This is a genomic window from Mesorhizobium abyssinicae, assembly GCF_049887195.1.
GTDB classification, from domain to species: domain Bacteria; phylum Pseudomonadota; class Alphaproteobacteria; order Rhizobiales; family Rhizobiaceae; genus Mesorhizobium; species Mesorhizobium abyssinicae.
The window spans coordinates 51,651-78,141 of record NZ_JARAKC010000021.1 but is presented as its reverse complement, the minus strand read 5'-3'; the positions used below and the strand labels follow the sequence as shown (position 1 = coordinate 78,141).

At 64.1% G+C, this 26,491-nt stretch carries 41 protein-coding genes; 36 read left to right on the top strand and 5 right to left on the bottom strand.

The features are described from left to right. From PU724_RS28295 to PU724_RS28150, 30 genes are all read left to right on the top strand, one after another. The coding region (locus PU724_RS28295; protein WP_446669874.1) for an EF-Tu C-terminal domain-related protein at window positions 1-126 on the top strand (126 nt) is incomplete at its 5' end. 68 nt (window positions 127-194) lie between these two features. Further along, window positions 195-503: a 30S ribosomal protein S10 gene (gene rpsJ, locus PU724_RS28290; protein WP_006205468.1), complete on the top strand. Its 309-nt coding sequence runs from the start codon at window positions 195-197 to the stop codon at window positions 501-503. 61 nt (window positions 504-564) lie between these two features. Next, window positions 565-1,281 carry a 50S ribosomal protein L3 gene (rplC, locus tag PU724_RS28285; protein ID WP_127286411.1) on the top strand — a complete coding sequence of 239 codons (717 nt, stop codon included), beginning with the start codon at window positions 565-567 and terminating at the stop codon, window positions 1,279-1,281. Continuing rightward, window positions 1,281-1,901, top strand: a complete 621-nt coding sequence (gene rplD / locus PU724_RS28280; RefSeq protein WP_127286410.1) for a 50S ribosomal protein L4 — start codon at window positions 1,281-1,283, stop codon at window positions 1,899-1,901. Before rplC ends, rplD begins: the two co-directional genes overlap by 1 nt. Continuing rightward, window positions 1,898-2,191: a 50S ribosomal protein L23 gene (locus PU724_RS28275; protein WP_126054435.1), complete on the top strand. Its 294-nt coding sequence runs from the start codon at window positions 1,898-1,900 to the stop codon at window positions 2,189-2,191. The genes rplD and PU724_RS28275 overlap by 4 nt, the downstream gene beginning before the upstream one ends. A gap of 22 nt (window positions 2,192-2,213) precedes the next feature. Further along, a complete protein-coding gene (gene rplB, locus PU724_RS28270) occupies window positions 2,214-3,047 on the top strand; it encodes a 50S ribosomal protein L2 (RefSeq protein ID WP_126054436.1) in 834 nt (277 codons plus the stop codon). A 16-nt stretch (window positions 3,048-3,063) separates the two neighbouring features. After that, window positions 3,064-3,342: a 30S ribosomal protein S19 gene (gene rpsS / locus PU724_RS28265; RefSeq protein WP_015317982.1), complete on the top strand. Its 279-nt coding sequence runs from the start codon at window positions 3,064-3,066 to the stop codon at window positions 3,340-3,342. Between the two features lie 2 nt (window positions 3,343-3,344). Further along, on the top strand, window positions 3,345-3,734 hold the full coding sequence (rplV, locus tag PU724_RS28260; RefSeq protein WP_006205462.1) for a 50S ribosomal protein L22: 390 nt from the start codon (window positions 3,345-3,347) through the stop codon (window positions 3,732-3,734). After that, the gene (rpsC, locus tag PU724_RS28255; protein ID WP_127286409.1) at window positions 3,734-4,465 is read left to right on the top strand and encodes a 30S ribosomal protein S3; all 732 of its coding nucleotides are present in this window, start codon (window positions 3,734-3,736) and stop codon (window positions 4,463-4,465) included. The genes rplV and rpsC overlap by 1 nt, the downstream gene beginning before the upstream one ends. A 27-nt stretch (window positions 4,466-4,492) precedes the next feature. Beyond that, window positions 4,493-4,906 carry a 50S ribosomal protein L16 gene (rplP, locus tag PU724_RS28250; RefSeq protein WP_126054438.1) on the top strand — a complete coding sequence of 138 codons (414 nt, stop codon included), beginning with the start codon at window positions 4,493-4,495 and terminating at the stop codon, window positions 4,904-4,906. A 13-nt stretch (window positions 4,907-4,919) separates the two neighbouring features. Beyond that, window positions 4,920-5,120, top strand: a complete 201-nt coding sequence (gene rpmC / locus PU724_RS28245) for a 50S ribosomal protein L29 (RefSeq protein WP_126042433.1) — start codon at window positions 4,920-4,922, stop codon at window positions 5,118-5,120. 11 nt (window positions 5,121-5,131) lie between these two features. Then, the gene (gene rpsQ, locus PU724_RS28240; RefSeq protein ID WP_010909280.1) at window positions 5,132-5,371 is read left to right on the top strand and encodes a 30S ribosomal protein S17; all 240 of its coding nucleotides are present in this window, start codon (window positions 5,132-5,134) and stop codon (window positions 5,369-5,371) included. A gap of 72 nt (window positions 5,372-5,443) precedes the next feature. After that, complete coding sequence (rplN, locus tag PU724_RS28235) at window positions 5,444-5,812, top strand: 50S ribosomal protein L14 (protein ID WP_006205457.1); 369 nt, start codon at window positions 5,444-5,446, stop codon at window positions 5,810-5,812. Between the two features lie 12 nt (window positions 5,813-5,824). Continuing rightward, the gene (gene rplX, locus PU724_RS28230) at window positions 5,825-6,139 is read left to right on the top strand and encodes a 50S ribosomal protein L24 (protein ID WP_127286408.1); all 315 of its coding nucleotides are present in this window, start codon (window positions 5,825-5,827) and stop codon (window positions 6,137-6,139) included. Further along, window positions 6,132-6,710: a 50S ribosomal protein L5 gene (gene rplE, locus PU724_RS28225; RefSeq protein ID WP_127286407.1), complete on the top strand. Its 579-nt coding sequence runs from the start codon at window positions 6,132-6,134 to the stop codon at window positions 6,708-6,710. The genes rplX and rplE overlap by 8 nt, the downstream gene beginning before the upstream one ends. Window positions 6,711-6,736: 26 nt before the next feature. After that, window positions 6,737-7,042, top strand: a complete 306-nt coding sequence (gene rpsN, locus PU724_RS28220; protein WP_127286406.1) for a 30S ribosomal protein S14 — start codon at window positions 6,737-6,739, stop codon at window positions 7,040-7,042. A gap of 13 nt (window positions 7,043-7,055) precedes the next feature. Beyond that, a complete protein-coding gene (rpsH, locus tag PU724_RS28215) occupies window positions 7,056-7,454 on the top strand; it encodes a 30S ribosomal protein S8 (RefSeq protein WP_126054443.1) in 399 nt (132 codons plus the stop codon). Window positions 7,455-7,543: 89 nt separating this feature from the next. Beyond that, window positions 7,544-8,077 carry a 50S ribosomal protein L6 gene (gene rplF, locus PU724_RS28210; RefSeq protein ID WP_127285250.1) on the top strand — a complete coding sequence of 178 codons (534 nt, stop codon included), beginning with the start codon at window positions 7,544-7,546 and terminating at the stop codon, window positions 8,075-8,077. Window positions 8,078-8,164: 87 nt separating this feature from the next. Continuing rightward, complete coding sequence (gene rplR / locus PU724_RS28205; protein WP_127285249.1) at window positions 8,165-8,527, top strand: 50S ribosomal protein L18; 363 nt, start codon at window positions 8,165-8,167, stop codon at window positions 8,525-8,527. Between the two features lie 135 nt (window positions 8,528-8,662). Beyond that, entirely contained in the window at window positions 8,663-9,232 is a 570-nt protein-coding gene (gene rpsE, locus PU724_RS28200) for a 30S ribosomal protein S5 (RefSeq protein WP_127285248.1), read from the top strand. A 25-nt stretch (window positions 9,233-9,257) separates the two neighbouring features. Then, window positions 9,258-9,455 carry a 50S ribosomal protein L30 gene (gene rpmD / locus PU724_RS28195; protein WP_006205449.1) on the top strand — a complete coding sequence of 66 codons (198 nt, stop codon included), beginning with the start codon at window positions 9,258-9,260 and terminating at the stop codon, window positions 9,453-9,455. 22 nt (window positions 9,456-9,477) lie between these two features. Further along, window positions 9,478-9,951, top strand: a complete 474-nt coding sequence (rplO, locus tag PU724_RS28190; RefSeq protein WP_127285247.1) for a 50S ribosomal protein L15 — start codon at window positions 9,478-9,480, stop codon at window positions 9,949-9,951. Window positions 9,952-10,208: 257 nt separating this feature from the next. Next, a complete protein-coding gene (gene secY / locus PU724_RS28185; protein ID WP_127285246.1) occupies window positions 10,209-11,549 on the top strand; it encodes a preprotein translocase subunit SecY in 1,341 nt (446 codons plus the stop codon). After that, window positions 11,546-12,145: an adenylate kinase gene (locus PU724_RS28180; RefSeq protein WP_127285245.1), complete on the top strand. Its 600-nt coding sequence runs from the start codon at window positions 11,546-11,548 to the stop codon at window positions 12,143-12,145. The genes secY and PU724_RS28180 overlap by 4 nt, the downstream gene beginning before the upstream one ends. A gap of 196 nt (window positions 12,146-12,341) precedes the next feature. Continuing rightward, window positions 12,342-12,710, top strand: a complete 369-nt coding sequence (gene rpsM / locus PU724_RS28175) for a 30S ribosomal protein S13 (RefSeq protein ID WP_006205445.1) — start codon at window positions 12,342-12,344, stop codon at window positions 12,708-12,710. Between the two features lie 158 nt (window positions 12,711-12,868). After that, window positions 12,869-13,258, top strand: a complete 390-nt coding sequence (gene rpsK, locus PU724_RS28170; RefSeq protein ID WP_006205444.1) for a 30S ribosomal protein S11 — start codon at window positions 12,869-12,871, stop codon at window positions 13,256-13,258. A 102-nt stretch (window positions 13,259-13,360) separates the two neighbouring features. Continuing rightward, entirely contained in the window at window positions 13,361-14,371 is a 1,011-nt protein-coding gene (locus PU724_RS28165) for a DNA-directed RNA polymerase subunit alpha (protein ID WP_006205443.1), read from the top strand. Between the two features lie 104 nt (window positions 14,372-14,475). After that, window positions 14,476-14,907, top strand: coding sequence for a 50S ribosomal protein L17 (gene rplQ, locus PU724_RS28160; RefSeq protein WP_354421865.1), 432 nt, complete (start codon window positions 14,476-14,478; stop codon window positions 14,905-14,907). A gap of 193 nt (window positions 14,908-15,100) precedes the next feature. Further along, complete coding sequence (locus PU724_RS28155) at window positions 15,101-16,588, top strand: DegQ family serine endoprotease (RefSeq protein ID WP_354421863.1); 1,488 nt, start codon at window positions 15,101-15,103, stop codon at window positions 16,586-16,588. Between the two features lie 39 nt (window positions 16,589-16,627). Next, window positions 16,628-17,938 carry a replication-associated recombination protein A gene (locus PU724_RS28150; protein ID WP_128275863.1) on the top strand — a complete coding sequence of 437 codons (1,311 nt, stop codon included), beginning with the start codon at window positions 16,628-16,630 and terminating at the stop codon, window positions 17,936-17,938. 38 nt (window positions 17,939-17,976) lie between these two features. Here PU724_RS28150 and PU724_RS28145 read toward each other — a convergent pair whose 3' ends face one another. From PU724_RS28145 to PU724_RS28130, 4 genes are all read right to left on the bottom strand, one after another. After that, window positions 17,977-18,402, bottom strand: coding sequence for an HIT family protein (locus tag PU724_RS28145; protein WP_128275864.1), 426 nt, complete (start codon window positions 18,400-18,402; stop codon window positions 17,977-17,979). 108 nt (window positions 18,403-18,510) lie between these two features. After that, on the bottom strand, window positions 18,511-19,725 hold the full coding sequence (locus PU724_RS28140) for a GNAT family N-acetyltransferase (RefSeq protein ID WP_128275865.1): 1,215 nt from the start codon (window positions 19,723-19,725) through the stop codon (window positions 18,511-18,513). A 41-nt stretch (window positions 19,726-19,766) separates the two neighbouring features. Continuing rightward, window positions 19,767-20,495, bottom strand: a complete 729-nt coding sequence (locus PU724_RS28135; protein ID WP_354421861.1) for a glycerophosphodiester phosphodiesterase — start codon at window positions 20,493-20,495, stop codon at window positions 19,767-19,769. A 14-nt stretch (window positions 20,496-20,509) separates the two neighbouring features. Further along, on the bottom strand, window positions 20,510-20,974 hold the full coding sequence (locus PU724_RS28130; protein WP_128346865.1) for a RidA family protein: 465 nt from the start codon (window positions 20,972-20,974) through the stop codon (window positions 20,510-20,512). Between the two features lie 138 nt (window positions 20,975-21,112). On the opposite strand from PU724_RS28130, the gene PU724_RS28125 reads away from it, so the two are divergent. The 5 genes from PU724_RS28125 (at window position 21,113) to tsf (ending at window position 24,884) form a co-directional block, all read left to right on the top strand. Then, the gene (locus PU724_RS28125) at window positions 21,113-21,943 is read left to right on the top strand and encodes a cell envelope integrity EipB family protein (RefSeq protein ID WP_127286031.1); all 831 of its coding nucleotides are present in this window, start codon (window positions 21,113-21,115) and stop codon (window positions 21,941-21,943) included. A 57-nt stretch (window positions 21,944-22,000) separates the two neighbouring features. Then, window positions 22,001-22,279: a DUF4031 domain-containing protein gene (locus PU724_RS28120; RefSeq protein ID WP_126054457.1), complete on the top strand. Its 279-nt coding sequence runs from the start codon at window positions 22,001-22,003 to the stop codon at window positions 22,277-22,279. Next, window positions 22,276-22,887: a LysE family translocator gene (locus PU724_RS28115; RefSeq protein WP_354421859.1), complete on the top strand. Its 612-nt coding sequence runs from the start codon at window positions 22,276-22,278 to the stop codon at window positions 22,885-22,887. Before PU724_RS28120 ends, PU724_RS28115 begins: the two co-directional genes overlap by 4 nt. 178 nt (window positions 22,888-23,065) lie before the next feature. After that, complete coding sequence (gene rpsB / locus PU724_RS28110; protein WP_127286033.1) at window positions 23,066-23,845, top strand: 30S ribosomal protein S2; 780 nt, start codon at window positions 23,066-23,068, stop codon at window positions 23,843-23,845. Between the two features lie 118 nt (window positions 23,846-23,963). Beyond that, window positions 23,964-24,884 (top strand): translation elongation factor Ts, encoded by a 921-nt coding sequence (gene tsf / locus PU724_RS28105; RefSeq protein ID WP_127286034.1) that lies wholly within the window; start codon window positions 23,964-23,966, stop codon window positions 24,882-24,884. 26 nt (window positions 24,885-24,910) lie between these two features. Here the strand turns inward: tsf and PU724_RS28100 are convergent, their stop codons facing one another. Next, complete coding sequence (locus tag PU724_RS28100) at window positions 24,911-25,837, bottom strand: LysR family transcriptional regulator (protein ID WP_127393699.1); 927 nt, start codon at window positions 25,835-25,837, stop codon at window positions 24,911-24,913. Window positions 25,838-25,953: 116 nt separating this feature from the next. On the opposite strand from PU724_RS28100, the gene PU724_RS28095 reads away from it, so the two are divergent. After that, window positions 25,954-26,481 carry a nuclear transport factor 2 family protein gene (locus PU724_RS28095; protein ID WP_354421856.1) on the top strand — a complete coding sequence of 176 codons (528 nt, stop codon included), beginning with the start codon at window positions 25,954-25,956 and terminating at the stop codon, window positions 26,479-26,481. The last annotated feature ends 10 nt before the right edge of the window (window positions 26,482-26,491 follow it).

The following is a 26,491-nucleotide window of genomic DNA, read 5'->3' as shown; positions in this document are numbered from 1 at the left end:
GGCGACAACATCACGGTCGACGTCGAGCTGATCGTGCCGATCGCCATGGAAGAGAAGCTGCGCTTCGCCATCCGTGAAGGCGGCCGCACCGTCGGTGCCGGCATCGTCGTCACCATCAAAGAATAATTGGACTTAAACCGATCTGTCGCGGGCGCGGAAGTTGCCCGCGCCGCGCCAGAACAAGGAAGTGACGCATGAACGGACAGAATATCCGCATCCGCCTTAAGGCGTTTGATCACCGGGTGCTCGACGCCTCGACCCGGGAGATCGTGTCGACGGCCAAGCGCACCGGCGCCAACGTCCGCGGCCCCATTCCGCTGCCGACGCGGATCGAAAAGTTCACGGTCAACCGGTCGCCGCACGTCGACAAGAAGAGCCGCGAGCAGTTCGAGATGCGCACGCACAAGCGTCTGCTCGACATCGTCGATCCGACCCCGCAGACGGTCGATGCTTTGATGAAGCTCGACCTCGCCGCCGGTGTGGACGTCGAGATCAAGCTCTAAGGGAATGAGAGCGCGGTAAGGGGCGATGCCCCTGGCCCGGAACTCTAAAGGAATTGAACCGATGCGTTCAGGTGTGATTGCAAAGAAGGTGGGAATGACCCGCATCTATAACGATGCCGGGGAACATGTTCCCGTCACCGTTCTCCAGATGGAGAACTGCCAGGTCGTGGCGCAGCGCACGCAGGAGAAGAACGGCTATACGGCCGTCCAGCTCGGCGTTGGCCTTGCCAAGGTGAAGAACACGTCGAAGGCGATGCGCGGCCATTTCGCCGCCGCTTCCGTCGAGCCGAAGGCGAAGCTCGCCGAATTCCGCGTCTCCGCCGATAACATGATCGACGTCGGCGCCGAGATCACCGTCGAGCACTTCGTCGCCGGCCAGAAGGTCGATGTGACGGGCACCTCGACCGGTAAGGGTTTCCAGGGCGTGATCAAGCGGCACAACATGGGTGGCGGCCGCGCCACGCACGGTAACTCGGTGTCGCACCGCACGCACGGCTCGACCGGCCAGCGCCAGGACCCCGGCAAGGTGTTCAAGGGCAAGAAGATGGCCGGCCACATGGGCGACGCCCGCGTCACCACGCAGAACGTCGAGGTCGTCTCGACCGACGCCGACCGCGGCCTGATCCTGATCCGCGGCGCCGTTCCCGGCGTCAAGGGCGCCTGGATCCTGGTTCGCGATGCGGCCAAGGTCGCGCTCCCGGCCAATGCGCCGAAGCCTGCCGCGATCCGCGCTGGCGCCGCCAAGAATGAAGCCCCGGCCACCGAGGGAGCGGAATAATGGACCTCAAGATCACAACGCTGGGCGGCAAGGACGCCGGCAAGGTGAAACTCTCCGAGGAGATTTTCGGCCTTGATCCGCGCGAGGACATCCTGCAGCGCGTCGTGCGCTGGCAGCTGGCCAAGAAGCAGCAGGGCACGCACAAGGCCAAGGGCCGCGCCGAGATCGCGCGCACCGGCGCCAAGATGTACAAGCAGAAGGGTACGGGCCGCGCCCGTCACCATTCGGCTCGCGCTCCGCAGTTCCGCGGCGGCGGCAAGGCGCACGGCCCGGTCGTGCGCAGCCACGAGCACGACCTGCCGAAGAAGGTACGGGCGCTCGGCCTCAAGCATGCTCTCTCGGCCAAGGCCAAGAGCGCGTCGATCATCATCGTCGACGAGCTGAAGCTGACCGAGGCCAAGACCAAGGCGCTGGTGGCGAATTTCGAGACGCTCGGCCTGACCAACGCCTTGCTGATCGGCGGCGCCGAGCTCGACCAGAACTTCAAGCTGGCGGCGACCAACATTCCGAACATCGACGTGCTGCCCATCCAGGGCATCAACGTCTACGACATTCTGCGCCGCGGCACGCTGGTCCTTTCCAAGGCCGCCGTCGAGGCTCTCGAGGAGCGCTTCAAATGACCGACCTTCGTCACTACGACGTGATCGTCTCGCCGGCGATCACCGAAAAGTCGACCATGGCTTCCGAGCAGAACCAGGTCGTCTTCAACGTCGCCAAGAAGGCGTCGAAGCCGGAAATCAAGGCCGCCGTCGAAGCCCTCTTCGGTGTCAAGGTTACGGCCGTGAACACGCTTGTCCGCAAGGGCAAGATCAAGCGCTTCCGCGGCACGATCGGCCGCCAGGGCGACGTCAAGAAGGCGGTTGTGACGCTGGCCGACGGCCAGTCGATCGACGTCGCGACGGGTCTCTGAGCTAGGCCGCGAGGACAGGACAATGGCACTCAAGAAATTCAACCCGGTAACGCCGAGCACCCGCCAGCTGGTCATCGTCGACCGCTCGGGGCTCTACAAGGGCAAGCCCGTCAAGGGCCTGACCGAAGGCCTGACCAAGTCGGGCGGCCGCAACAACTACGGCCGCATCACGGCCCGCTTCATCGGCGGCGGTCACAAGCGTTCGTACCGCATCATCGACTTCAAGCGGCGCAAGTTCGACGTTGTCGGCACGGTCGAGCGGATCGAATACGATCCGAACCGCACCGCCTTCATCGCGCTGATCAAGTATGACGATGGCGAGCTGTCCTACATCATCGCCCCGCAGCGCCTTGCTGCCGGCGACAAGATCGTGGCAGGCGAAGCCGTCGACGTGAAGCCGGGCAATGCGATGCCGCTGGCCTCGATGCCGGTCGGCACGATCGTCCACAACATCGAGCTGAAGCCGGGCAAGGGCGGCCAGGTCGCCCGTTCGGCTGGCGGTTACGCCCAGCTCGTCGGCCGCGATCAGGGCATGGCGATCCTGCGCCTCAATTCGGGCGAGCAGCGCGTCGTGCACGGCTCCTGCATGGCGACCGTCGGCGCGGTGTCGAACCCCGACCACGGCAACATCAACGACGGCAAGGCCGGCCGCACGGTGTGGCGCGGCAAGCGCCCGCACAATCGCGGCGTGGCCATGAACCCGGTCGATCACCCGCACGGCGGCGGCGAAGGCCGCACCTCGGGTGGCCGTCATCCGGTTTCGCCCTGGGGCAAGCCGACCAAGGGCAAGAAGACGCGGTCCAACAAGGCGACCGACAAGTTCATCGTGCGCTCGCGCCATCAGCGCAAGAGCTAAGAAGAGGTAACGCCAAGTGACTCGTTCGATTTGGAAAGGCCCCTTCATCGACGGCTACCTTCTCAAGAAGGTGGACAAGGTTCGTGAAGGCGGTCGCAATGAGGTGATCAAGATGTGGAGCCGCCGCTCCACCATCCTGCCGCAGTTCGTCGGCCTCACCTTCGGTGTCTACAACGGCCAGAAGCATGTTCCCGTCTCCGTGAACGAGGACATGGTCGGTCACAAGTTCGGTGAATTCGCTCCGACCCGGACCTATTACGGTCATGGCGCGGATAAGAAGGCGAAGAGGAAATAATCATGGGCAAGGCCAAAGCTCCGCGCAGGCTTGCTGACAACGAAGCGCGCGCCGTTCTGCGCACGATCCGTATCAGCCCGCAGAAGCTGAACCTGGTTGCCGCGCTGATCCGCGGCAAGAAGGTCGCGACAGCGCTTTCCGATCTCGAATTCTCGGCCAAGCGGATTTCCGGCACGGTCAAGAAGACGCTGGAATCGGCGATCGCCAACGCGGAAAACAACCACGACCTCGACGTCGACGCGCTGATCGTGGCGGAAGCCTATGTCGGCAAGTCGATCGTCATGAAGCGGTTCCACGCTCGTGGCCGTGGTCGCGCCAGCCGTATCGAAAAGCCGTTCTCGCACCTCACGATCGTCGTTCGTGAAGTCGAGGAAAAAGGGGAGGCCGCATAATGGGCCAGAAAGTCAATCCGATCGGGCTGCGTCTCGGCATCAACCGCACCTGGGATTCGCGCTGGTTCGCGAACACCGGCGAGTACGGCCAGCTGCTGCATGAGGATATCAAGATCCGCAAATATCTTGAGAAGGAACTCAAGCAGGCCGCGATCTCCAAGGTCGTGATCGAGCGTCCGCACAAGAAGTGCCGCGTCACCATCCATGCGGCGCGTCCGGGCCTGATCATCGGCAAGAAGGGCGCCGACATCGAGAAGCTTCGCAAGAAGCTGATGGAGATGACGAAGTCCGAGACGCACCTCAACATCGTCGAGGTGCGCAAGCCGGAGATCGACGCCACGCTGGTCGCGCAGTCGATCGCGCAGCAGCTCGAGCGCCGCATCGCGTTCCGCCGCGCCATGAAGCGCGCCGTGCAGTCGGCGATGCGTCTCGGCGCCGAGGGCATCCGCATCAACTGCTCGGGCCGTCTGGGCGGCGCCGAAATCGCCCGCATGGAATGGTACCGCGAAGGCCGCGTGCCGCTGCATACGTTGCGCGCCGACGTCGACTACGGCACCGCCGAGGCGAACACCGCCTACGGTATCTGCGGCGTCAAGGTCTGGGTGTTCAAGGGCGAGATCCTCGAGCACGACCCGATGGCTTCGGAACGCCGCGCGACCGAGGGCGATCATGCGCATGGCGGTGCCGCCGGTGGCGAGCGCGAACGCGGCCGCCGTCGCGAAAACGCCTGAGACATTTGAGAATTTGGAGTTAGAACGATGCTGCAGCCAAAGCGCACAAAGTTCCGCAAGCAGTTCAAGGGCCGTATCCACGGTACCGCCAAGGGCGGCACCAACCTGGATTTCGGCGGTTTCGGGCTGAAGGCGCTTGAGCCGAACCGCGTCACCGCGCGCGAGATCGAGGCGGCCCGCCGCGCGATCACCCGCGAGATGAAGCGCGCCGGCCGCGTCTGGATCCGGGTGTTCCCGGATCTGCCGGTCACCTCGAAGCCGACCGAAGTGCGCATGGGTAAGGGCAAGGGCGCCGTCGACTATTGGGCGGCGCGCGTCAAGCCTGGCCGCATCATGTTCGAGATCGACGGCGTCAGCGAAGAGACGGCGCGCGAGGCGCTGCGTCTCGGTGCTGCCAAGCTCTCGGTCAGGACGCGCTTCGTACAGCGCATCGCAGAATAAGGACGGGCCGATCATGAAAGCCGAAGACATCCGGACCAAGACCCAGGACCAGCTGACCGACGACCTGGCCAGCCTGAAGAAGGAGCAGTTCAACCTGCGCTTCCAGAAGGCCACCGGTCAGCTCGAGAAGACCGCACGCGTGAAGCAGGTCCGCAGGGACATCGCGCGCATCAAGACCATCGCCGCGGAAAAGTCCGCGGCCAAGAAGGCTTAAGGACGAAAACCATGCCAAAGCGCATTCTGCAGGGCACCGTCGTCAGCGACAAGAACGAGAAGACGGTTGTCGTCAAGGTCGAACGGCGCTTCACGCATCCCGTGATGAAGAAGACCGTGCGCATGACCAAGAAGTACAAGGCGCACGACGAGAACAACGCCCACAAGGTCGGCGACCAGGTGTTCATCCAGGAATCGAAGCCGATTTCGAAGGACAAGCGCTGGATCGTCGTGTCTTCGGACCAGGCGTAAACAAACGAATTTTGGACAGACCGGGGAGGGGCTTCGAGCCCGTCCCGTTAGAAAAGAAGAAGGCGGCCAGTCATGATTCAGATGCAAACAAACCTCGACGTCGCGGATAATTCCGGCGCCCGTCGTGTCATGTGCATCAAGGTGCTGGGCGGCTCGAAGCGGAAATACGCTTCCGTCGGCGACATCATCGTGGTGTCGATCAAGGAAGCCATTCCGCGCGGCCGCGTGAAGAAGGGCGATGTGATGAAGGCGGTCGTGGTTCGCACGGCCAAGGACATCCGCCGCCCGGACGGCAGCGTGATCCGTTTCGACAAGAACGCGGCCGTTCTCGTCGACAACAAGAAAGAGCCGATCGGCACGCGTATCTTCGGACCGGTTCCGCGCGAACTCCGCGCCAAGAACCACATGAAGATCATCTCGCTCGCGCCAGAAGTGCTGTAAGGAGCCGGACCAATGCAGAAGATTAGAAAAGGCGACAAGGTCGTCGTGCTGGCCGGCAAGGACAAGGGCCGTTCGGGCGAAGTCCTCTCGGTGCAGCCGAAGGACGACACCGCGCTGGTGCGTGGCGTCAACATGATCCGTCGTCACCAAAAGCAGTCCCAGTCCCAAGAGGGCGGGATCATCACCAAGGAAGCGCCGATCAACCTGTCGAACATCGCGCTGGCCGACCCCAAGGATGGCAAGCCGACCCGCGTCGGTTTCATCTTCCAGAAGGACGGCAAGAAAGTGCGCGTCGCCAAGCGCTCGGGAGAAGTCATCAATGGCTAAGGCTGAAACCAAGCAGGCGACTGCCAAAAACGAGCCGCGCCTCAAGAAGGTCTACAACGAGACCATCCGCAAGGCGCTGCAGGAGCAGTTCGGCTACGACAACGACATGCAGGTTCCGCGCCTCGACAAGATCGTGCTGAACATGGGCGTTGGCGAGGCGACCGGCGATTCGAAGAAGCCTTCGGTCGCTGCCGAGGACCTGGCGCTGATCGCCGGCCAGAAGGCCGTCGTCACCCGCGCCCGCAACTCGATCGCCGGCTTCAAGGTGCGCGAGAACATGCCGATCGGCGCCAAGGTCACGCTGCGCAAGGAACGCATGTACGAGTTCCTCGACCGCCTCGTGAACATCGCGCTGCCGCGCGTCCGCGACTTCCGCGGGCTGAACCCGAAGAGCTTTGACGGCCGTGGCAACTACGCCATGGGCATCAAGGAACACATCGTGTTCCCGGAGATCAACTACGACAAGGTTGATCAGGTCTGGGGCATGGACGTCATCGTTTGTACGACGGCGAAGACGGACGACGAAGCCAGGGCTCTGCTCAAGGCTTTCAACTTCCCCTTCCGCCAGTAACGGCAGCGAAAAAGGAAAAATCTGAAATGGCAAAGACCAGCTCAGTCGAGAAGAACAACAGGCGCCGGAAGCTTGCGGACCAGTATGCCGCCAAGCGTAACGCGCTGAAGGCCATCGTCATGGATCAGTCCAAGCCGATGGAAGAGCGTTTCCGCGCCCAGTTGAAGCTGTCGGCACTGCCGCGCAACTCGGCCAAGATCCGCATCCGCAACCGCTGCGAAGTCACCGGCCGTCCGCGCGCCTACTATCGCAAGCTCAAGGTTTCGCGTATCGCGCTTCGCGATCTTGGCAACAACGGCCAGATCCCAGGCCTGGTCAAGTCGAGCTGGTAAGGAGGACACTGAGATGTCATTGAGCGATCCTCTCGGCGATATGCTGACCCGCATCCGCAACGCCTATGGCCGCAAGAAGTCGAGCGTCTCGACTCCGGCCTCGCGTCTGCGCACCCGCGTCCTCGACGTGCTGAAGGCTGAAGGCTATATCCGCGACTACAGCCAGACCGACTTCGAGAACGGCAAGTCCGAAATCGAAATCGAGCTGAAGTATTTCGACGGCGCGCCGGTCGTGCGCGAAATCGCCCGCGTCTCGAAGCCGGGCCGCCGCGTCTATGTCTCGGCCAAGTCGATCCCGCAGGTCGCCAACGGCCTCGGCATCGCCATCCTTTCGACGCCGAAGGGCGTGATGGCCGACCACGAAGCGCGCGAGCAGAATGTCGGCGGTGAAATCCTCTGCCAGATCTTCTGATCCGGCGCGTGAGATCGAAAGCGGTATCCGGTTTTCGGGAACGCTCGAAAACTGGAACCTGAACCAAGAGAAGTGACGAGGACAACAAAATGTCTCGTATTGGAAAGAAACCCGTTTCGCTGCCGCAGGGCGTGACCGCGACCGTCAACGGCCAGACCGTGACGGCGAAGGGCCCCAAGGGCGAGCTGAAGTTCGTGGTCAACGACGAAGTGCTGGTCAAGCTGGAAGGCACCGAGATCGCCGTTCAGCCGCGCGACCAGACCAAGACCGCCCGCGCCAAGTGGGGCATGTCGCGCACGCAGATCGTCAACATCCTGCAGGGTGTCAAGGACGGCTTCGAGAAGCGGCTCGAGATCACCGGCGTCGGCTATCGAGCCGCCATGCAGGGCAAGAACCTGCAGCTGGCGCTCGGCTTCAGCCATGACGTGATCTACGAGACCCCGCAGGGCATCACGATCACGGTGCCGAAGCCGACGGAAATCACGGTCACCGGCATCGACAAGCAGCAGGTCGGCCAGGTTGCCGCCGAGATCCGCGAGTATCGCGGCCCCGAGCCCTACAAGGGCAAGGGCGTGCGCTACGCCGGCGAGAAGATCGTCCGCAAGGAAGGCAAGAAGAAGTAAGACTGCAACGCCGCGGGGAGCGGCCGCGGGAGGCTTGGCCTACCGCACAGGGTTGCCCCCGTCTACTGAAGGCAAGGAACTGACATTATGGCTAGCCCGAAAGAAACCACCCAACGCCGTGCGCAGCGCGTGCGCCGTCAGCTCAAGAAGGTCGCCGGCGAGCGTCCGCGGCTGTCGGTCCACCGCACCTCGAAGAACATCTACGTCCAGGTCATCGACGATGCCCAGGGCCGCACCCTGGCCGCCGCCTCGACGCTCGAGAAGGACCTCAAGGGTTCGCTCAAGACGGGCGCCGACACCGCTGCCGCTGCCGCGGTCGGCAAGCTGATCGCCGAGCGCGCTTCGAAGGCCGGCGTCAAGGAAGTCGTCTTCGATCGCGGCCCGTACATCTATCACGGCCGCGTCAAGGCGCTGGCCGACGCTGCCCGCGAAGGTGGCCTGAGCTTCTAAGCCTGGTCCCGAAAAGTTGCAGACTTTTCGGATAGGATCATGCAAGGAAGAAAATGATTTTTCACCGTCGGCGACCCAAAAGTGGCGCCGGCATTTCAGCAACCCGTGCTTCCGGAAAAGAACAAGGAACAGGATATGGCACAGGAACGTAGGGAAGGCGGCCGCGGCCGCGAGCGTGATCGCGAAGAGCGCGATGACGGCATGGTGGACAAGCTCGTCCACATCAACCGCGTCGCCAAGGTGGTTAAGGGCGGCCGGCGTTTCGGCTTCGCCGCTCTCGTCGTCGTCGGCGACCAGAAGGGCCGCGTCGGCTTCGGCCACGGCAAGGCACGCGAAGTGCCGGAAGCGATCCGCAAGGCGACCGAGTCGGCCAAGCGCGACATGATCTTCGTGCCGCTGCGTTCGGGCCGCACCCTGCATCACGACGTCGAGGGCCGCTGGGGCGCCGGACGCGTTCTGCTGCGCGCCGCCAAGCAGGGTACCGGCATCATCGCCGGCGGCCCGATGCGCGCCGTCTTCGAGACGCTCGGCATGCATGACGTGGTCGCCAAGTCGATGGGTTCGTCGAACCCGTACAACATGGTTCGCGCCACCTTCGACGCGCTGAAGAGCCAGATGCATCCGAAGGATGTGGCTGCCGCGCGCGGCATCAAGTACTCGACCCTTCAGGCCCGCCGCGGCAATGCCGTTGCGGCTGAAGAATAGTCGACGCTGACCAGGGATTTAGACCATGGCCAAGAAAGCTACCAAGACCATCACCGTCGAGCAGATCGGCTCGCCGATCCGCCGGCCGAAGGAGCAGCGCGCTACGCTGGTCGGCCTCGGCCTCAACAAGATGCACAAGCAGCGCACGCTGGAAGACACGCCCTCCGTGCGCGGCATGATCGCTGCCGTCCAGCATCTCGTCCGCGTCGTGGACGAGGGCTGAGCACAAGCGCAGGAGAACGAAGATGAAACTCAACGATCTGCGTGACAAGGACGGCGCCACGCACTCCAAGAAGCGCCTGGGCCGCGGTATCGGCTCCGGCTCGGGCAAGACCGCCGGTCGCGGCGTCAAGGGCCAGAAGGCGCGCTCCGGTGTCGCCATCAACGGCTTCGAGGGTGGCCAGATGCCGCTCTACCGGCGCCTGCCGAAGCGCGGCTTCAACAACCTGTTCGGCAAGAGCTTCACGGTCGTGTCGCTGGCCCGCATCCAGGCCGCGGTCGACGCCAAGAAGCTCGACGCCAAGGCAACGGTGACGGCCGAAGCGCTGGTCGCGGCCGGCGTCATCCGCCGCGTCAAGGACGGCGTGCGCGTGCTCTCCGACGGCGAGCTCAAGGCGAAGCTCGCCTTCGACGTTGCGGGCGCCTCCAAGGCCGCCATCGAGAAGATCGAGAAGGCCGGCGGTTCGGTGAAGGTGCCGGAAAAGGCCGCCGCCGAGTAACGGCGATTTGAAGTGCGGTCGGCAAGAGCGGACTTCGTTTTTGCTCCCGATCGCGCTTTGATCTGATCAATATGGCGGCCGCGTCAACGCGGCCGCTTGCATGTTTACGGTCCGGAGCTTATCTCGTGAGCTTCGGTGACACGCGCCGCCTGAGCTGCGGGCATCGAGCGTGACATAGCAATCAAAGAAGTAGAGCATGATGTTGTCCGAAAACCGCTCAACACTTTTCGGCATCATGCTCTAGCGGAGAATCAGGCATGGCTTCGGCTGCTGAACAACTAGCCTCGAATCTGAATTTTTCGGCCTTCGCCAAGGCCGAGGACCTGAAGAAACGCATCTGGTTCACCATCGGCGCGCTGCTCGTCTATCGGCTCGGCACCTATATCCCGCTGCCCGGCATCAATCCGGACGCTTTTGCCCAGGCCTTCTCCTCGCAGAGCAAGGGCGTGCTCGGCATGTTCAACATGTTCGCCGGCGGCGCCGTGCAGCGCATGGCGATCTTCGCGCTGGGAATCATGCCCTACATCTCCGCCTCCATCATCATGCAGCTGATGACCTCGGTCATCCCGTCGCTGGAAGCGCTGAAGAAGGAAGGCGAGCAGGGCCGCAAGATCATCAACCAGTACACGCGCTACGGCACCGTGCTTTTGGCGCTGGTGCAGGCCTATGGCATCTCCGTCGGGCTGGAAGGCGGCAACGGCATCGTCAACGATCCCGGCATGTTCTTCCGCATCTCCACCGTGGTGACGCTGGTCGGCGGCACCATGTTCCTGATGTGGCTCGGCGAGCAGATCACCGCGCGCGGCATCGGCAACGGCATTTCGCTGATCATCTTCTCCGGCATCGTCGCCGGCCTGCCGCGCGCCATCTCCGGCACGCTGGAACTCGGCCGCACCGGCGCGCTGTCGACCGGCCTGATCCTGGCGATCATCGTTTTGGCCATCGTCGTCATTGCGCTCATCGTGTTCTTCGAGCGGGCGCAGCGCCGCCTGCTGATCCAGTACCCGAAGCGCCAGGTCGGCAACCGCATGTTCCAGGGCGATACCTCGCACCTGCCGCTGAAGCTCAACACGTCGGGCGTCATCCCGCCGATCTTCGCGTCGTCGCTGTTGCTCCTGCCGGCAACGGTCGCCGGCTTCTCGCAGACGACCAACATGCCCGCCTGGGCGAGCACGATCCTTGCCTCGCTCGGCCACGGCCAGCCGCTCTACATGGCGTTCTACGCGGCGATGATCGTGTTCTTCGCCTTCTTCTACACGGCGATCGTCTTCAACCCCAAGGACACCGCCGACCAGCTCAAGAAGCATTCCGGCTTCATTCCGGGCTACCGCCCGGGCGAGCGCACCGCCGATTACATCGACTATGTTCTCACGCGCATCACCGTCATCGGCGCCATCTACCTGGTGCTGGTGTGCCTGCTGCCCGAATTCCTGATTTCAGCGACTGGCGTACCATTCTACCTTGGTGGCACATCGCTTCTGATCGTGGTCAGTGTAACGCTCGATACCGTGGCGCAGATCCAGGGTCACCTGATCGCGCACCAGTATGAGGGCCTGATCAAGAAGTCGAAGTTGCGCGGGGGGAAGAGGACCAGATGAGGCTGATATTGCTTGGACCGCCGGGGGCGGGCAAGGGGACGCAAGCGCAAAGACTGGTAGAGAAATACCGCATACCGCAGCTCTCGACCGGCGACATGCTGCGTGCGGCCGTACAGGCCGGCACGGAAGTGGGCAAGCGGGCCAAGGCGGTGATGGATGCCGGCGAACTGGTGTCGGACGCCATCGTCAACGCCATCGTGGCCGAGCGCATCGACCAGGCCGATTGCGCAAACGGCTTCATCCTTGACGGTTACCCGCGCACGCTGGTTCAGGCCGATGCGGTTGAATCGATGCTCGCCGACCGTGGCCTCCATCTCGACGCCGTCATCGAACTCGTGGTCGACGACAAGGCGCTGGTTGGACGAATCGTCAAGCGCGCCGAGGATGCCAAGGCCGCCGGCCAGCCGGTGCGCAAGGACGACAATCCGGCTGTGTTCGAGGAGCGCCTGCGGGAGTACTACAAGAAGACCGCGCCGCTGATCGGCTACTATTACGCCAAGGGCAGGCTGAAGAGCGTCGACGGCATGGCCGACATAGACGCGGTGACGCGCGAGATCGAAACGGTGCTCAAATCCGTCACCCAGGCGGCGGCATAGAGAAAACAGACGATTGCGCTTGACTGTAGCGGTCCGCTGGGGTATGGCGGCCCGTCTTCCATCAGGCATAGGCTTTGCTTGTCCGCAAGGGCAAGGCAGCCGCTTTGAACTGGAAACTCCCGCAAGGGCCGGCCTCCACCGGACGCGGGGCAACTTGAAGCGCCGGCGTGTCCGGCCCATATGGAGATGAGAGAAGATGGCTCGTATAGCCGGCGTCAACATTCCGACCAACAAGCGCGTCGTCATTGCGCTTCAATACATTCACGGCATTGGCAAGAAGTTCGCCCAGGAGATCGTCGACAAGGTCGGCATCCCGGCCGAGCGCCGCGTCAACCAGCTGACCGACGCGGAAGTGCTGCAGATCCGCGAGACGATCGACCGCGACTACCAGGTCGAAGGCGACCTGCGCCGCGAAGTGTCGATGAACATCAAGCGGCTCATGGACCTCGGCTGCTATCGCGGCCTGCGTCACCGCCGCTCGCTGCCGGTCCGCGGCCAGCGCACGCATACCAATGCGCGCACCCGCAAGGGCCCGGCGAAGTCGATCGCCGGCAAGAAGAAGTAATTAGGGGAATAAGGGAGTAGGGGAGTAAGGCAGTAGGGAATAGCCCGAAAATCGGATCATTTGTTTCCCTACTCCCTTACTTCCCTATTCCCCTACTCCCTTACCAAGGTGGAGCCGCTGGCATTACGGCGGTGTAGAGATCAACTGAAAGGACTACCATGGCCAAGGAAGCCGCTCGTGTTCGCCGTCGCGAACGCAAGAACATCTCGTCGGGCGTTGCCCACGTCAATTCGACCTTCAACAACACGATGATCACCATCACCGACGCGCAGGGCAATTCGATCGCCTGGTCGTCGGCCGGCGCCCAGGGCTTCAAGGGTTCGCGCAAGTCGACCCCGTTCGCCGCCCAGATGGCCGCCGAGGACGTCGCCAAGAAGGCGCAGGAACACGGCATGCGCATGCTTGAGGTCGAGGTCTGCGGGCCCGGCTCGGGTCGTGAATCGGCGCTGCGCGCGCTGCAGGCCGCCGGCTTCACCATCACCTCGATCCGTGACGTGACGCCGATCCCGCACAATGGCTGCCGCCCGCGCAAGAAGCGCCGCGTCTAAGGAACTATCGAACGCCGCGCGAACGCCAAAAAGCGTTCCTCCGCGGCATTCCAGGTCGCCCGCCACGATTGGATGGTGGCGGGGCAACGGAAGGAAAGCATCATGATCCAGAAAAACTGGCAGGAACTGATCAAGCCGAACAAGATCGAGTTCTCGTCGAAGAAGAAGACGCTGACCACGCTGGTCGCCGAGCCGCTCGAGCGCGGCTTCGGCCTCACGCTGGGCAACGCGCTGCGGCGCGTGCTTCTGTCTTCGCTGCGCGGCGCGGCCGTCACCGCGGTGCAGATCGACGGCGTCCTGCATGAATTCTCGTCCATCGCCGGCGTGCGCGAGGACGTGACCGATATCGTGCTCAACATCAAGGAAATCGCCATCCGTATGGAAGGCGACGGCCCGAAGCGCATGGTCGTTCGCAAGCAGGGCCCTGGCGCCGTGCTGGCCGGCGACATCCAGACCGTCGGCGACGTCGAGATTCTCAACCCCGATCACGTCATCTGCACGCTGGACGAGGGCGCCGAGATCCGCATGGAGTTCACCGTCGACACTGGCAAGGGCTATGTGCCGGCCGAGCGCAACCGCGCCGAGGACGCGCCGATCGGCCTGATCCCGGTCGACAGCCTCTACTCGCCGGTCAAGAAGGTCTCCTACAAGGTCGAGAACACCCGTGAGGGCCAGGTCCTCGACTATGACAAGCTGACCATGACCATTGAGACCGACGGCTCGATCTCGGGCGAGGACGCGGTGGCTTTCGCCGCCCGCATCCTGCAGGACCAGCTCGGCCTGTTCGTCAACTTCGACGAGCCGCAGAAGGAAGTGGCCGCCGAAGCCGTCACCGAGCTCGCCTTCAACCCGGCGCTGCTCAAGAAGGTCGACGAGCTGGAACTCTCGGTGCGTTCGGCCAACTGCCTGAAGAACGACAACATCGTCTATATCGGCGACCTGATCCAGAAGACCGAAGCCGAGATGCTGCGCACCCCGAACTTCGGCCGCAAGTCGCTGAACGAGATCAAGGAAGTCTTGGCGGCGATGGGCCTGCACCTCGGCATGGAAGTGCCGGACTGGCCGCCGGAAAACATCGAAGACCTCGCAAAGCGTTACGAAGACCAATATTGAGCATGAATTCCAAGGATCGGCGGCGTGAGCCGCCAGATCCGACGGTCATGCGGAAAACCATCAGAGGCCGTGGCCTCTTGAACAACTGAAGAAGGAAAAGAGCCATGCGCCACGGTTTCAAAGGCCGTCGTTTCGCCCGCAGCGTAAGCCACCGCAAGTCGATGTTCGCCAACCTCGCCGTCTCGCTGCTCGAGCACGAGCAGATCGTCACCACCCTGCCGAAGGCTAAGGACCTGCGTCCGATCGTCGAGAAGCTGGTGACGCTCGGCAAGCGCGGCGATCTGCATGCGCGCCGTCAGGTGATCGCCCAGATCGGCAATGAGGGCGTCGTCAAGCGCCTGTTCGAGACGATCGCGCCGCGCTACGCCTCCCGCAACGGCGGCTACCTGCGCATCATGAAGGCGGGCTTCCGTCACGGCGACAATGCCGCGATGGCGGTCATCGAGTTCGTCGACCGCGACACCTCGGCCAAGGGGGCCGGCGACCGCGCCCGCATCGAAGCCGAAGGTACCGAAGAGGAAGCCGCGGCCGCCTGAGGCTGGGCTTTTCGCAAGTGTTCAAAGGGGCCCTGTGGGCCCCTTTTTGCATTCTGGAATCGGCGCTCGGCGTTTCCGACAATTTCGTCGGCCGAAGCCCATGCTTTTGCGCGACAATTGTCGGATTTCGGTGCATTAGCCTTTCATTCTGCACAATCGTCGGGACAATGGCGCCCGATTTGGAGGATTCGGAATGCGCATGAAACGGCTGTCCCTTGTTCTGATCTCGGCCTTGCTGGCGTTCGCGCCGGCGGCCAGGCAGGCGCTGGCCGAGGACGCCGCCAAGCCCGCCGATCCCGGCCTGTCCGACGTGCTGACCGACCTGCTGCATGGCGTCGAAGGCGAGAACGCCACCTCTGGACCCGACAAGCGCGTGCCGTTCGGCCGAGAGGAGGTGCAGCTCTCGTTCGCGCCGCTGGTCAAGCAGACGGCACCCGCCGTGGTCAACGTGTATGCCTCGCAGACCGCCAAGGTGACGTCGCCTTTCGAGGGCGATCCCTTCTTCGAGGAATTCTTCGGCCGCGCGCAGCCGCGCGCGCAATCCTCGCTGGGCTCCGGCGTGCTGGTCGACCCGAGCGGTGTCATCGTCACCAACTACCACGTCATCAAGGATGCCGACGAGGTGAAGGTGGCGACCGCCGACGGGCGCGAGTTCACCAGCAAGGTCATGCTCAAGGATGAGACGCTCGATCTCGCCGTGCTCAAAATCTCCGCCGACAAGCCGTTCCCGGTGATCGCCATCGGCGATTCCGACGCGCTCGAGGTCGGCGATCTGGTGCTGGCGATCGGCAATCCGTTCGGTGTCGGCCAGACCACCACCAGCGGCATCGTTTCGGCGCTGGCCCGCAGCCATATCGGCGTTTCGGATTCGGGCTATTTCATCCAGACCGACGCCGCCATCAATCCCGGCAATTCCGGTGGCGCGCTGATCAACATGGGCGGCCAGCTGGTCGGCATCAACACGGCGATCTACAGCCGCAGCGGCGGCTCGATCGGCATCGGTTTCGCCATCCCCGCCAATATGGTGCGGGCGTTCGCCGACGCGGCCAAGGCCGGTCTCGATTTCTTCGAGCGGCCCTATGTCGGCGCCGAGTTCGAGGCGGTGACGCCGCAGATCGCCGAATCGCTCGGCATGGAAAAGCCGACCGGCGCGCTGGTCTCGTCGGTCGATGCTGCCGGGCCGGCGGGCATGGCTGGGCTGAAGCCCGGCGATGTCGTGCTCTCGCTCAACGGCACGACCGTCGAAAGCATCGAGGCGCTGGATTATCGTATGGCGACGTTGTCGATCGGCACGAAGGCGAGCTTCGCCGTGCTCAGCAAGGGCCAGCAGGCGACGATGGATATCGCGCTGGAGCGCGCGCCGGAAGGCGCCAAGGCCACCGAGGTGACGCTGCATGGCCGCAGCCCGTTCGCCGGCGCCAAGGTGGCGGAACTGTCGCCGCGGCTGGCGCAGCGGCTCGGCCTGCGCACTGACCTCAAGGGGGTCGCCGTGGTCGACATCAATCGCGATTCGCCGGCCGCCGATTTCGGCTTCCAGCCGGGCGACATCGTGCGCGAAGTGAACGGCACGACCGTCGACACGGCGGCGACGCTGGCGCAGGTAGCACAGCAAGATACGCGCTGGTGGCGCTTTACCGTCGAGCGCGGCGGGCAGATACTGCGCCAGGTGCTGCGTTATTGAGGCGATCCAGGGATCGTCCTCCAGCTTTGAAGACCGTTCATGGCCGATCTGTTCAGCGTCGATGAACCGGAAAAGGCGCCGCCCGGCCGGCCGCTGGCCGACCGGCTGCGCCCGAAAAACCTCGGCGAGGTCGTTGGCCAGGAGCATCTGACCGGTCCGGATGGCGCGCTGACCAGGCTGATCGATTCCGGCTCGCTCGGCTCGATGATCTTCTGGGGCCCGCCAGGCACCGGCAAGACCACGGTGGCCCGGCTGCTGGCCGGCGAGACCAAGCTTGCCTTCGAGCAGATATCGGCGGTGTTTTCCGGGGTCGCCGACCTCAAGAAGGTGTTCGAGGCAGCGAAACTGCGCCGTGCCAACGGGCGCCAGACCTTGCTCTTCGTCGACGAGATCCATCGCTTCAACCGCGCCCAGCAGGACGGCTTTCTGCCGGTAATGGAAGACGGCACCGTCGTGCTGGTCGGCGCCACCACGGAAAACCCGTCCTTCGAACTGAACGCCGCGCTTTTGTCGCGCGCGCGCGTGCTGGTCTTCCGTTCGCTCGGCGAGGACAGCATCGCCAAGCTGCTGGCGCGGGCGGAGGAGACCGAGGGCAGGGCGCTGCCGCTCGACGACGAAGCGCGGGCCATGCTGATCCGCATGAGCGACGGCGACGGCCGGGCTTCGCTGACGCTCGCCGAAGAAGTGTGGCGCGCCGCCAAGCCGGGCGAGGTGTTCGAACCGGAAGGGCTACAGCGCATCATCCAGCGCCGCGCGCCGATCTACGACAAGGGCCAGGACGGTCACTACAATCTGATCTCGGCGCTGCACAAATCGGTGCGCGGCTCGGATCCGGACGCGGCCCTCTACTATCTCGCCCGCATGTTCGACGCCGGCGAGGATCCGCTCTATCTCGGCCGCCGGCTGGTGCGCATGGCGGTGGAGGATATCGGGCTGGCCGACCCGCAGGCGCTGGTCATCGCCAATGCCGCGAAGGACGCCTACGACTATCTGGGCTCGCCCGAGGGCGAGCTCGCCTTCGCCGAGGCCGCCGTCTATCTCGCCACCGCGCCGAAATCCAACGCCGTCTACACCGCCTTCAAGGCGGCGACGCAAGCGGCAAAGGAGCACGGCTCGCTGCTGCCGCCCAAGCACATCCTCAACGCGCCGACCAAGCTGATGAAGGAAGAGGACTACGGAGCCGGCTACCGCTACGACCACGACGAGCCCGACGCCTTTTCCGGCCAGGACTATTTCCCCGAAAAGATGGGCCGGCGCACCTTCTACGATCCGCCCGAGCGGGGCTTCGAGCGCGATATCAGGAAGCGGCTGGAATACTGGGCCAAGCTGCGCGGTGAGCGGGAAAGGTAGGCTGCTTCTCGCGGCCGTTTGCCTCGGTCCTTGCCCGCTCAGCCGGCAAGCGCCGCGCGGATCTTGCCCGCGTTTTCCGCCAACACCTCGGGCTTTTCCATCTGTCCGCTGTGCGGCTTCAGGGGGACGCCTTCGAAGCGCGGGATGACATGGACATGCAGGTGGTAGACGGTCTGGCCCGAAGCCGGTTCGTTGAACTGCAGGATGGTGACGCCGTCGGCGCCGAAAGCTTTCTTGACCGCCTGCGCCAGCTTCTGAACGGCAATGAAGAGCGGCCCGAGCGTTGCCGCGTCGGCATCGAGCAGATTGCGCGATGGCGCCTTCGGCACCACCAGCGTGTGGCCCGCTCCTTGCGGCATCACGTCCATGAAGGCGATGACCGCATCGTCTTCATAGACGCGGTGCGAGGGGATTTCGCCGCGCAGGATCTTCGCGAAGATGTTGCCGGGATCGTAGTCAGCCATGGCGGGCGCTCCTGATCATGGATGTCCTGCCTCGTGTAGCGAAGCCGTCATGGCGCGGCAAGGCAGGTCAGCCGAGATCGATCATGCCTGCCTCGACCTGGGCGTGGCCTATTCGGCCAGATCCTTGCGGAACGGCGTGTGGTCCTCGAGATATTCGCCCATCCGCTCGACCTCGCGGCGCTCGCGGCGGAGATAATCGGCCACCGCGTTGCGCAGGCCTGGATGCGCGATGTAGTGCGCCGAGTGCATGGTCACGGGGCGGTAGCCACGCGCCAGCTTGTGCTCGCCCTGCGCGCCGGCTTCCACCACCTTCAGCCCGCGCTCGATGGCGAAGTCGATCGCCTGGTGGTAGCAGACCTCGAAATGCAGGAAGGGGTGGTCCTCGATGCAGCCCCAGTTGCGTCCGTAGAGCGCGTCCGAGCCGATGAAATTGATGGCGCCGGCGATGTAGCGGCCGTTGCGCTTGGCCATCACCAGCAGGATGTCGTCGGCCATGCGCTCGCCGATCAGCGAGAAGAACTGGCGGTTCAGATAGGGCCGCCCCCATTTGCGGCTGCCGGTATCCATGTAGAAGGCGAAGAAGTCGTCCCAGGCCTTCTCGGTCAGGTCCTTGCCGGTCAGCCAGTCGATGGTGATGCCGTCCACCAGCGCCTCGCGCCGCTCCTTCTTCATCGCCTTGCGTTTGCGCGAGGCTAGCGTGGCGAGGAAATCGTCATAGCTCGAAAAGCCTTCATTGAAGAAATGGAACTGCTGGTCGGTGCGGTGCAGGAAGCCGGCTGCCTCCAGCGTCGCGACATCGCTTTCCGAGGCGAAGGTGACATGCGCCGAGGACACGCCGAGCCTGTCGGTCACCATCTTCAGGCCGGCGGCGAGGCCGGCCTTCACCGCGCTATCGTCCTCGCCCTTGCTGACCAGCAGGCGAGGGCCGGTGACGGGCGTGAACGGCACGGCGCTTTGCAGCTTCGGGTAGTAGCGGCCACCGGCGCGCTCGAACGCATCCGACCAGCCATGATCGAAGACATATTCGCCCTGGCTGTGCGATTTGAGATAGCACGGCACGGCGCCCAGCAGCCTGCCTTGCGCCGTCTCCAGCCGCAGGTGATGGCCCTGCCAGCCGGTGCGGCGCACGGCGCAGCCGGACTCTTCAAGCGCGCTCAGAAAAGCGAATGAAACGAGAGGGTTATAGCCGTTTTCCTTGTCGCCGCGCGTGGTCCCGGCAAAGCCGTTCCACTCGTCGCAGGTGAAGGCGCCAATGCCGGAAGCGACGCGGATCGAAAACTCCGCATTCGCCATCTGACCATCATCGTCATCACCCTGATCCATGAGGCTTATTTAAGCTCCATCCGGGGCCGCGCAAGCCTGGATCACGCCACCTTTACGAGATCGGGTTCGAAACCCTCGAAGGTCATCTGGTCGGCATATTTGAAGGTGAGGTCCACCGCCGGCTGGTCATGCACGGTCCAGGTGATGACCGGCATTTTCAGCCGCTGGCGCACGAAGCTGACGAAGGGGTTGGGCAGGTCGCCGGCGGCATAGGAGGTGAAGGCGATGTCATGCGCCAGCATGGCGAAATGCGCCTCTATCAGCTGGTTGTCCTTGCCGTAGGCGGTAAGCCCGCCAGGAATGCCGGGCGCGTCCTTCGGAAAATCGCGGATCAGCCAATGGTCGAACGACATGATCGCCGCCTTGCCCTTGTAGCGCTTGAGCATCTTGCCGACGCTCGCCACAAGGCCCTGGTCGTAGCCCGGCGTGCCCTTCAGTTCGACCACCAGCGGCACGCGGCCGTCGATCAGGTCGAGCGCCTGCTGCAGTGTCGGCACATGATCGGCCGTGCCGCCGACCCTGAGCGCCGAGAGCTCCGCCGCCGTGCGCTGCCAGACGAAGCCGTCCTCGCCGGTCAGCCGCTTGAGGTCGCCATCATGGATGATGACGGGAACGCGGTCCGACGAGAGATGCACGTCGCATTCGATCGCGTAGCCGCGCTCGGCGGCGGCTGCGAAGGCCGACAGCGTGTTCTCCCAGCGCGTCTTGTTCATGTCGTGGAAGCCGCGGTGGGCCACGGGCCGGGCGGTCAGCCAGGAAAGATCGGTCATGATGTCAGTCCGGCTCATTCGACTTCGAAGATCGCTTCGATTTCCACCGCCGCGTTGAGCGGCAGCGAGGCGGTGCCGACGGCGGAGCGGGCGTGCTTGCCGCTTTCGCCCAGCACCGCGACCAGGAAATCGGAAGCGCCGTTGGCGACCAGATGCTGCTCGACGAAGTCGGGCGCCGAGGCGACGAAGACGGTGATCTTGACCAGGCGCCGGATCTTCCCGAGATCGCCGAGCGCTGCCTTGGCCTGCGCCAGGATGTTGATGGCGCAGTATTTTGCGGCTTCCTTGCCGGCCGCCGTATCGACATCGCGGCCGAGCAGGCCGCTCGCCTGCAGCTTGCCGTCCTTGAGCGGCAATTGCCCCGCCGTGAACAGCAGATTGCCGGTCCGGCAATAGGGCACATAGTTGGCGGCCGGCGCCGCGGCGGCCGGAATCGTGACGCCGAGATCGCTTAGCCGCTTTTCGATTGTTTCACTCATCGTATTTCCCTATTGCTTGAAGACGCAGCGCAAGCCGGGCCGAAATTGCTATTTTTGCCTCGCTTCCGCCATGACTTTTTTTAAGCTGGACCATCTTTCCCTGCGGCCTGCCATCAGCCGCGACGATCGGAGCACCATATGCGCGCAAAGCGCCTAGCATTCCCTGCCATCCTTGTGCCAGCGCTGTTCCTGGTGGCTCCCGCCTTTGCCGTTCCGGCGTTGCAGGCGCATCGCGCGGTCTACGACCTGACCCTCAACAAGGCATCCGACCGCTCCGGCATAACCGGTATTTCGGGCCGCATGGTGTACGAGTTCAATGGCTCGCCTTGCGAGGGCTACACGGTGAAATTCCGCTTCGTCACCCAGATCGTCACCAACGACAACACGCGCCTGACCGATCAGCAGACGACCACTTTCGAGGATGCCGAAGGCAAGACGTTCTCCTTCGTCACAAAGTCCTTCGTCGACCAGAACCTCGACAAGGAGGTCAAGGGCATGGCGACCAGGGAAGCCAAGGGCCTCAAGGTCGACATCGACAAGCCCGAGAAGAACAGCCTGGAGCTCGCCGCCACCCAGTTCCCGACCCAGCATCTGGTGGAACTGATCGGCAAGGCCGAGAAGGGCGAGAGCTTCTATGAAACCAACCTGTTCGACGGGTCGGAAGACGCCAACAAGGTGATGACGACGACGGTCGTCGTCGGCAAGAAGACCGACGCCGACAAGACCGACCCGGAAGCGCCGGCGCTGGCCAAGCTCGCCGCCGACAAATACTGGCCGGTCGACATCGCCTATTTCGACGAAACCGACAAAAGCGGCGAGGAGGTGCCGGAGTACCGGATCAGCTTCAAGCTGCACGAGAACGGCATCACCCGCGACCTGGTCATGGACTATGGCGACTTCTCGATGACCGGCAAGCTGGTCAACCTGTCGCTGTTCGACCAGTCGAAACCCTGTCCCGCATCGAAATAGTCGAAGGCAAATCGTCTCGCGGGGCCGTTGGCGCTGAAGAGGGAAGCGGCAGGCCTGATGGCGATCTATGTCGACGCGGCGATCTGGAAATGGGCCGGCCACCGCTGGTGCCATCTGATGGCCGACGACACCGACGAACTGCATCGCTTCGCCACCGAACTCGGCCTCAAGCGTTCGTCCTACCAGGGGCCGCCCAAGACATCGGCGCCGCACTATGACATAACCGGCTTCGAGCGCGACCGGGCCGTGCGGCTTGGCGCCATTGAATGCAGCCGCGAGGAGATCGTTGCGATCTTTCGCCGCGTGCGGGTGCCGAACGGGAAGATACGGCCATGACGCTGACGGCATTTCTGGCTTACTGCGCCGCGATCACGCTCGCCGCCGCCACGCCCGGCCCGGCAATGTTCGCGGTCATCACCAACGGCGTCTCGCGTGGCTTTGTCCGCGCCTTTATGGCCGGTGTCGGCATTGCCGCCGGCGACGCGGTGCTGGTGATCCTGGCGCTGCTCGGCCTGGTGGCGCTGGCCCAGACCTTCGAATGGGTGTTCCTCGTCCTGAAATATGCGGGCGCTACCTATCTGGTGTTCCTCGGCATCAGGATGTGGCGCTCGGCGGCTGCCCATGCGGAGGCGGCGCAGGCACCCCAGGCGAGGCTCTCCCGCTCGTTTTTCCTTGGCGCCTCAATCGCGCTCGGCAACCCCAAGGCAATCCTGTTTCACGCCTCGATCATGCCGCTGATCCTCGACCTCGACACCATGACGTTCGCCGACGGGCTGCTGGTTGTCGCGGTCGTGATCAGCGTCAACATCGTCACCATGGGCGTCTACGCGGCACTCGCCGGGCGGGCCTCAGGCTGGTTCACGACGTCCAGGCGCATGCGGCTGATGAACAGGTTTGCCGGCGGCGCCATGATCGGCACGGGTGCGCTGATCGTCGCACGCTGATCGGCAGACGGCCGGAGCGCTTGCGTTTGTCGCGCATCCCCTCTATATGCGCGCTCATTCCACACACGGACTTTGGTGTCTGCCCGGGAGAAATCCGGCTGAAACCTCCGGTGGCGTTCGAGGACCACGGTCCGAAAATGCCTGTGTCCGTGGAGGCCAACCGGAAAGGAACTTGAGAATGGCTCTGCCTGATTTCAGCATGCGTCAGCTTTTGGAAGCTGGCATTCACTTCGGCCACCAGACCCACCGCTGGAACCCGAAGATGGCGCCCTACATCTACGGCGCCCGCAACAACATCCACATCATCGACCTGTCGCAGACGGTGCCGCTGCTGAACCAGGCGCTCAAGCAGGTGTCGGACACCGTCGCCAAGGGCGGCCGCGTGCTGTTCGTCGGCACCAAGCGCCAGGCGTCCGAAATCGTCGCCGACGCCGCGCAGCGCTCGGCCCAGTACTATGTCAACTCGCGTTGGCTCGGCGGCATGCTGACCAACTGGAAGACGATCTCGAACTCGATCCAGCGCCTGCGCAAGCTCGACGAGCTGCTGGCCGGCGAGGCCCAGGGCCTGACCAAAAAGGAACGCCTCAACCTCGACCGCGAGCGCGAGAAGCTCGACAAGGCGCTGGGCGGCATCAAGGACATGGGCTCGACGCCGGACCTAATGTTCGTCATCGACACCAACAAGGAGGCGATCGCCATCCTCGAGGCCAAGCGTCTCGGCATCCCGGTCGTCGCCATCATCGATTCGAACTGCGACCCGGACAAGATCGACTTCCCGATCCCCGGCAATGACGACGCGGCCCGCGCCATCCAGCTCTACTGCGACCTGATCGCCAAGGCTGCCATCGACGGCATCGCCCGCCAGCAGGGCGCGCTCGGCGTCGACATCGGCGCCTCGGTCGAGGCTCCGGTCGAGCCGGCGCTCGATGCTCCGGCGGCCGAGACCCCGGAAGCATAAATAGCGAAGGCCGGTTCCGGCCTTCATCTTTCCAATATCTTGGCGCGCTAAGCGCTGTCGCCGGGCGCATCATCGAGAATCGATGGTGCGTCGGCGCATTTGAAACAAAGAGGCGACAATGAGCATTTCGGCTGCACAGGTCAAAGAACTCCGCGACTTGACCGGCGCGGGCATGATGGACTGCAAGGCGGCGTTGAACGAGACCAACGGCAACATGGAAGAGGCCGTCGACTGGCTGCGCAAGAAGGGCATCTCCAAGGCCGACAAGAAGGCCGGCCGCACCGCCGCCGAGGGCCTGATCGGTGTCGATTCCGGCGTGCGCGAGGCTGCGGTCGTCGAGGTCAATTCCGAGACCGATTTCGTCGCCCGTAACGCTGCCTTCCAGGAAATCGTCGCCAACGTCGCCAAGGTGGCGCTCGCCTACGGCACCACCGAAGCGGTGGCCGCCGCCAAATATCCGGGCTCCGACAAGTCGGTCACCGAGACCATCAAGGACGCGGTCGGCACCATCGGCGAGAACATGGGCTTCCGTCGTTCGGCCAAGCTCAGCGTGCCGCACGGCGCGGTGGCGACCTATGTGCACAACGCCGTCGCCGACGGCCTCGGCAAGCTCGGCGTGCTGGTGGCGATCGAGACCACCGGCAACGAGCATGCCGCCAACGCCTTCGGCCGCCAGGTCGCCATGCATGTCGCCGCCACCAACCCGATGGCTCTGACCGCCGAGCAGATCGACCCGGCGGCCGTCGAGCGCGAGAAGGCGATCTTCTCCGACCAGGCGCGCCAGTCCGGCAAGCCGGAGGCGATCATCGAGAAGATGGTCGAAGGCCGTCTGCGCAAGTTCTACGAAGAGGTCGTGCTCCTCAAGCAGGCCTTCGTGCTCAATCCCGACATCACCGTCGAGAAGGCGCTGAAGGATGCCGAGAAGGAGATCGGCGCGCCGGCCAAGATCACTGCCTATCTGCGCTTCGCGCTCGGCGAAGGCATCGAGAAGGAAGAGACCGATTTCGCCGCGGAAGTCGCGGCGGCGGTCAAGAAATAGCCGAAGCACAAGTAAGGCTACAGAGCTCAGGCAGCACGGCCGGGCGTCCGCGAGGATGCCCGGCCGATTTCTTGTGCGGTATCGATGAAGGCCCTGAGCTTCGGCGCCATCGACGCCCGGCGCGGGAAATAGAGGAACAGGCCGGGTTCCTCTATCGCCGATTGCGGCAGGATCTGCACAAGGCGGCCGGCGGCGATGTGAGCGCGCACCAGCGGCTCGAAGACGTAGATGATGCCGACCCCGGCAAGCGCGAGGTCGATCGCGGCGAGCGAATCGGTGACGACTGCCGTGCCGTGCGTCTCCACCGAGACGTCCTTGCCGTCCTCGCTCAGGTCCCAGCGATAGAGCGCGCCGCTGCGCACGAGGCGGTAGCCGACGCAATTGTGGCTGGCGAGATCGGCCACGCTGGCGGGACGGCCGCGCCGCCCAACATAGGCCGGCGAAGCGGCCATCACGGCGCTGAATGGCGGCGTCAGCCGGACCGCCACCATGTCCTGCGCGATCATCTCGCCCAGCCTGATGCCGGCGTCGAAACCTTCGCCAACGATGTCGACGAGGCCCTGATCGGCAAACAGCTCGACGGTCACGTCCGGATAGCGTTCCGCCATTGCCGCCACCACGGGCGTCACCGCCAGGGGGATGGCGATATGGGAGACATTGATCCTGAGAAGCCCGGCCGGACGGCCGCCGATGCCGCGGATGCGGTCCATGCGTTCGGCGATGTCCTGCAGGGCAGGGGCCGCCGTCTCGATCAATGCCTTGCCGGCCTCGGTCAGCGAGACGCTGCGCGTCGTGCGGGCGAACAGCGGCTGACCGATCCTCTCCTCGACAAGACGCACCGCATGGCTGACCGCCGACGGGCTCATGCCGAGCTCCGCCGCGGCAAGCGCGAAGCCGCCGCGCCGCGCGACGGCGACGACGACTGGCAGATGGCTGAGCAAATCGCGATCCATTGCTGAACGATATCGCATAGTCATTGCGAACAATGCAATCTTATCGATTCCGGCACATCGGCCCACATTGTCGCCAGCACCATCGGCAGCGCGCTGATGTACGAGGAGAAGATGAAATGAATGCGTTGAAGCACGTCACTTTCGCGGCCGGCATTGCGCTGGCGCCGGTCGATGCCGGCGGGGCGGAATCGTCCGACTGGCGCGCGCTCGCCGATGAGCGCGCCGTCATCCGCATTGCCGACGCCATCGACCGCGCCGTCGACGCACAGGACTGGCCGCTTGCCCGCAGTTACTTCGCAGATCTCGTCACGGTGGACTTCAGCAGCCTCTCCGGACAGCCGCCGGCCACCATCCCTTCCGACGAGCTGATCGGCACTTGGTCGGCGAACCTCAAGGGGAGCAAGACCAGCCTGCACCTGCGCACCAACCACCAGGTGGCATTCGACGGCAATGGCGCCACCGTGTCGTCGAACGGCTGCGCCTGGAACCGGATGGAAGGCAATGGCGACCCGCTCTGGGAAGTCTGGGGCACCTACGAACACCACCTGACCCGCACGCAAGCCGGCTGGAAAGTGGATGGGTTCACGTTCCGCATGACGCATGAGCGCGGCAACCCGTGGGTCAAGGCCACTCCCGGCCGCTGAAAGGCGGCGT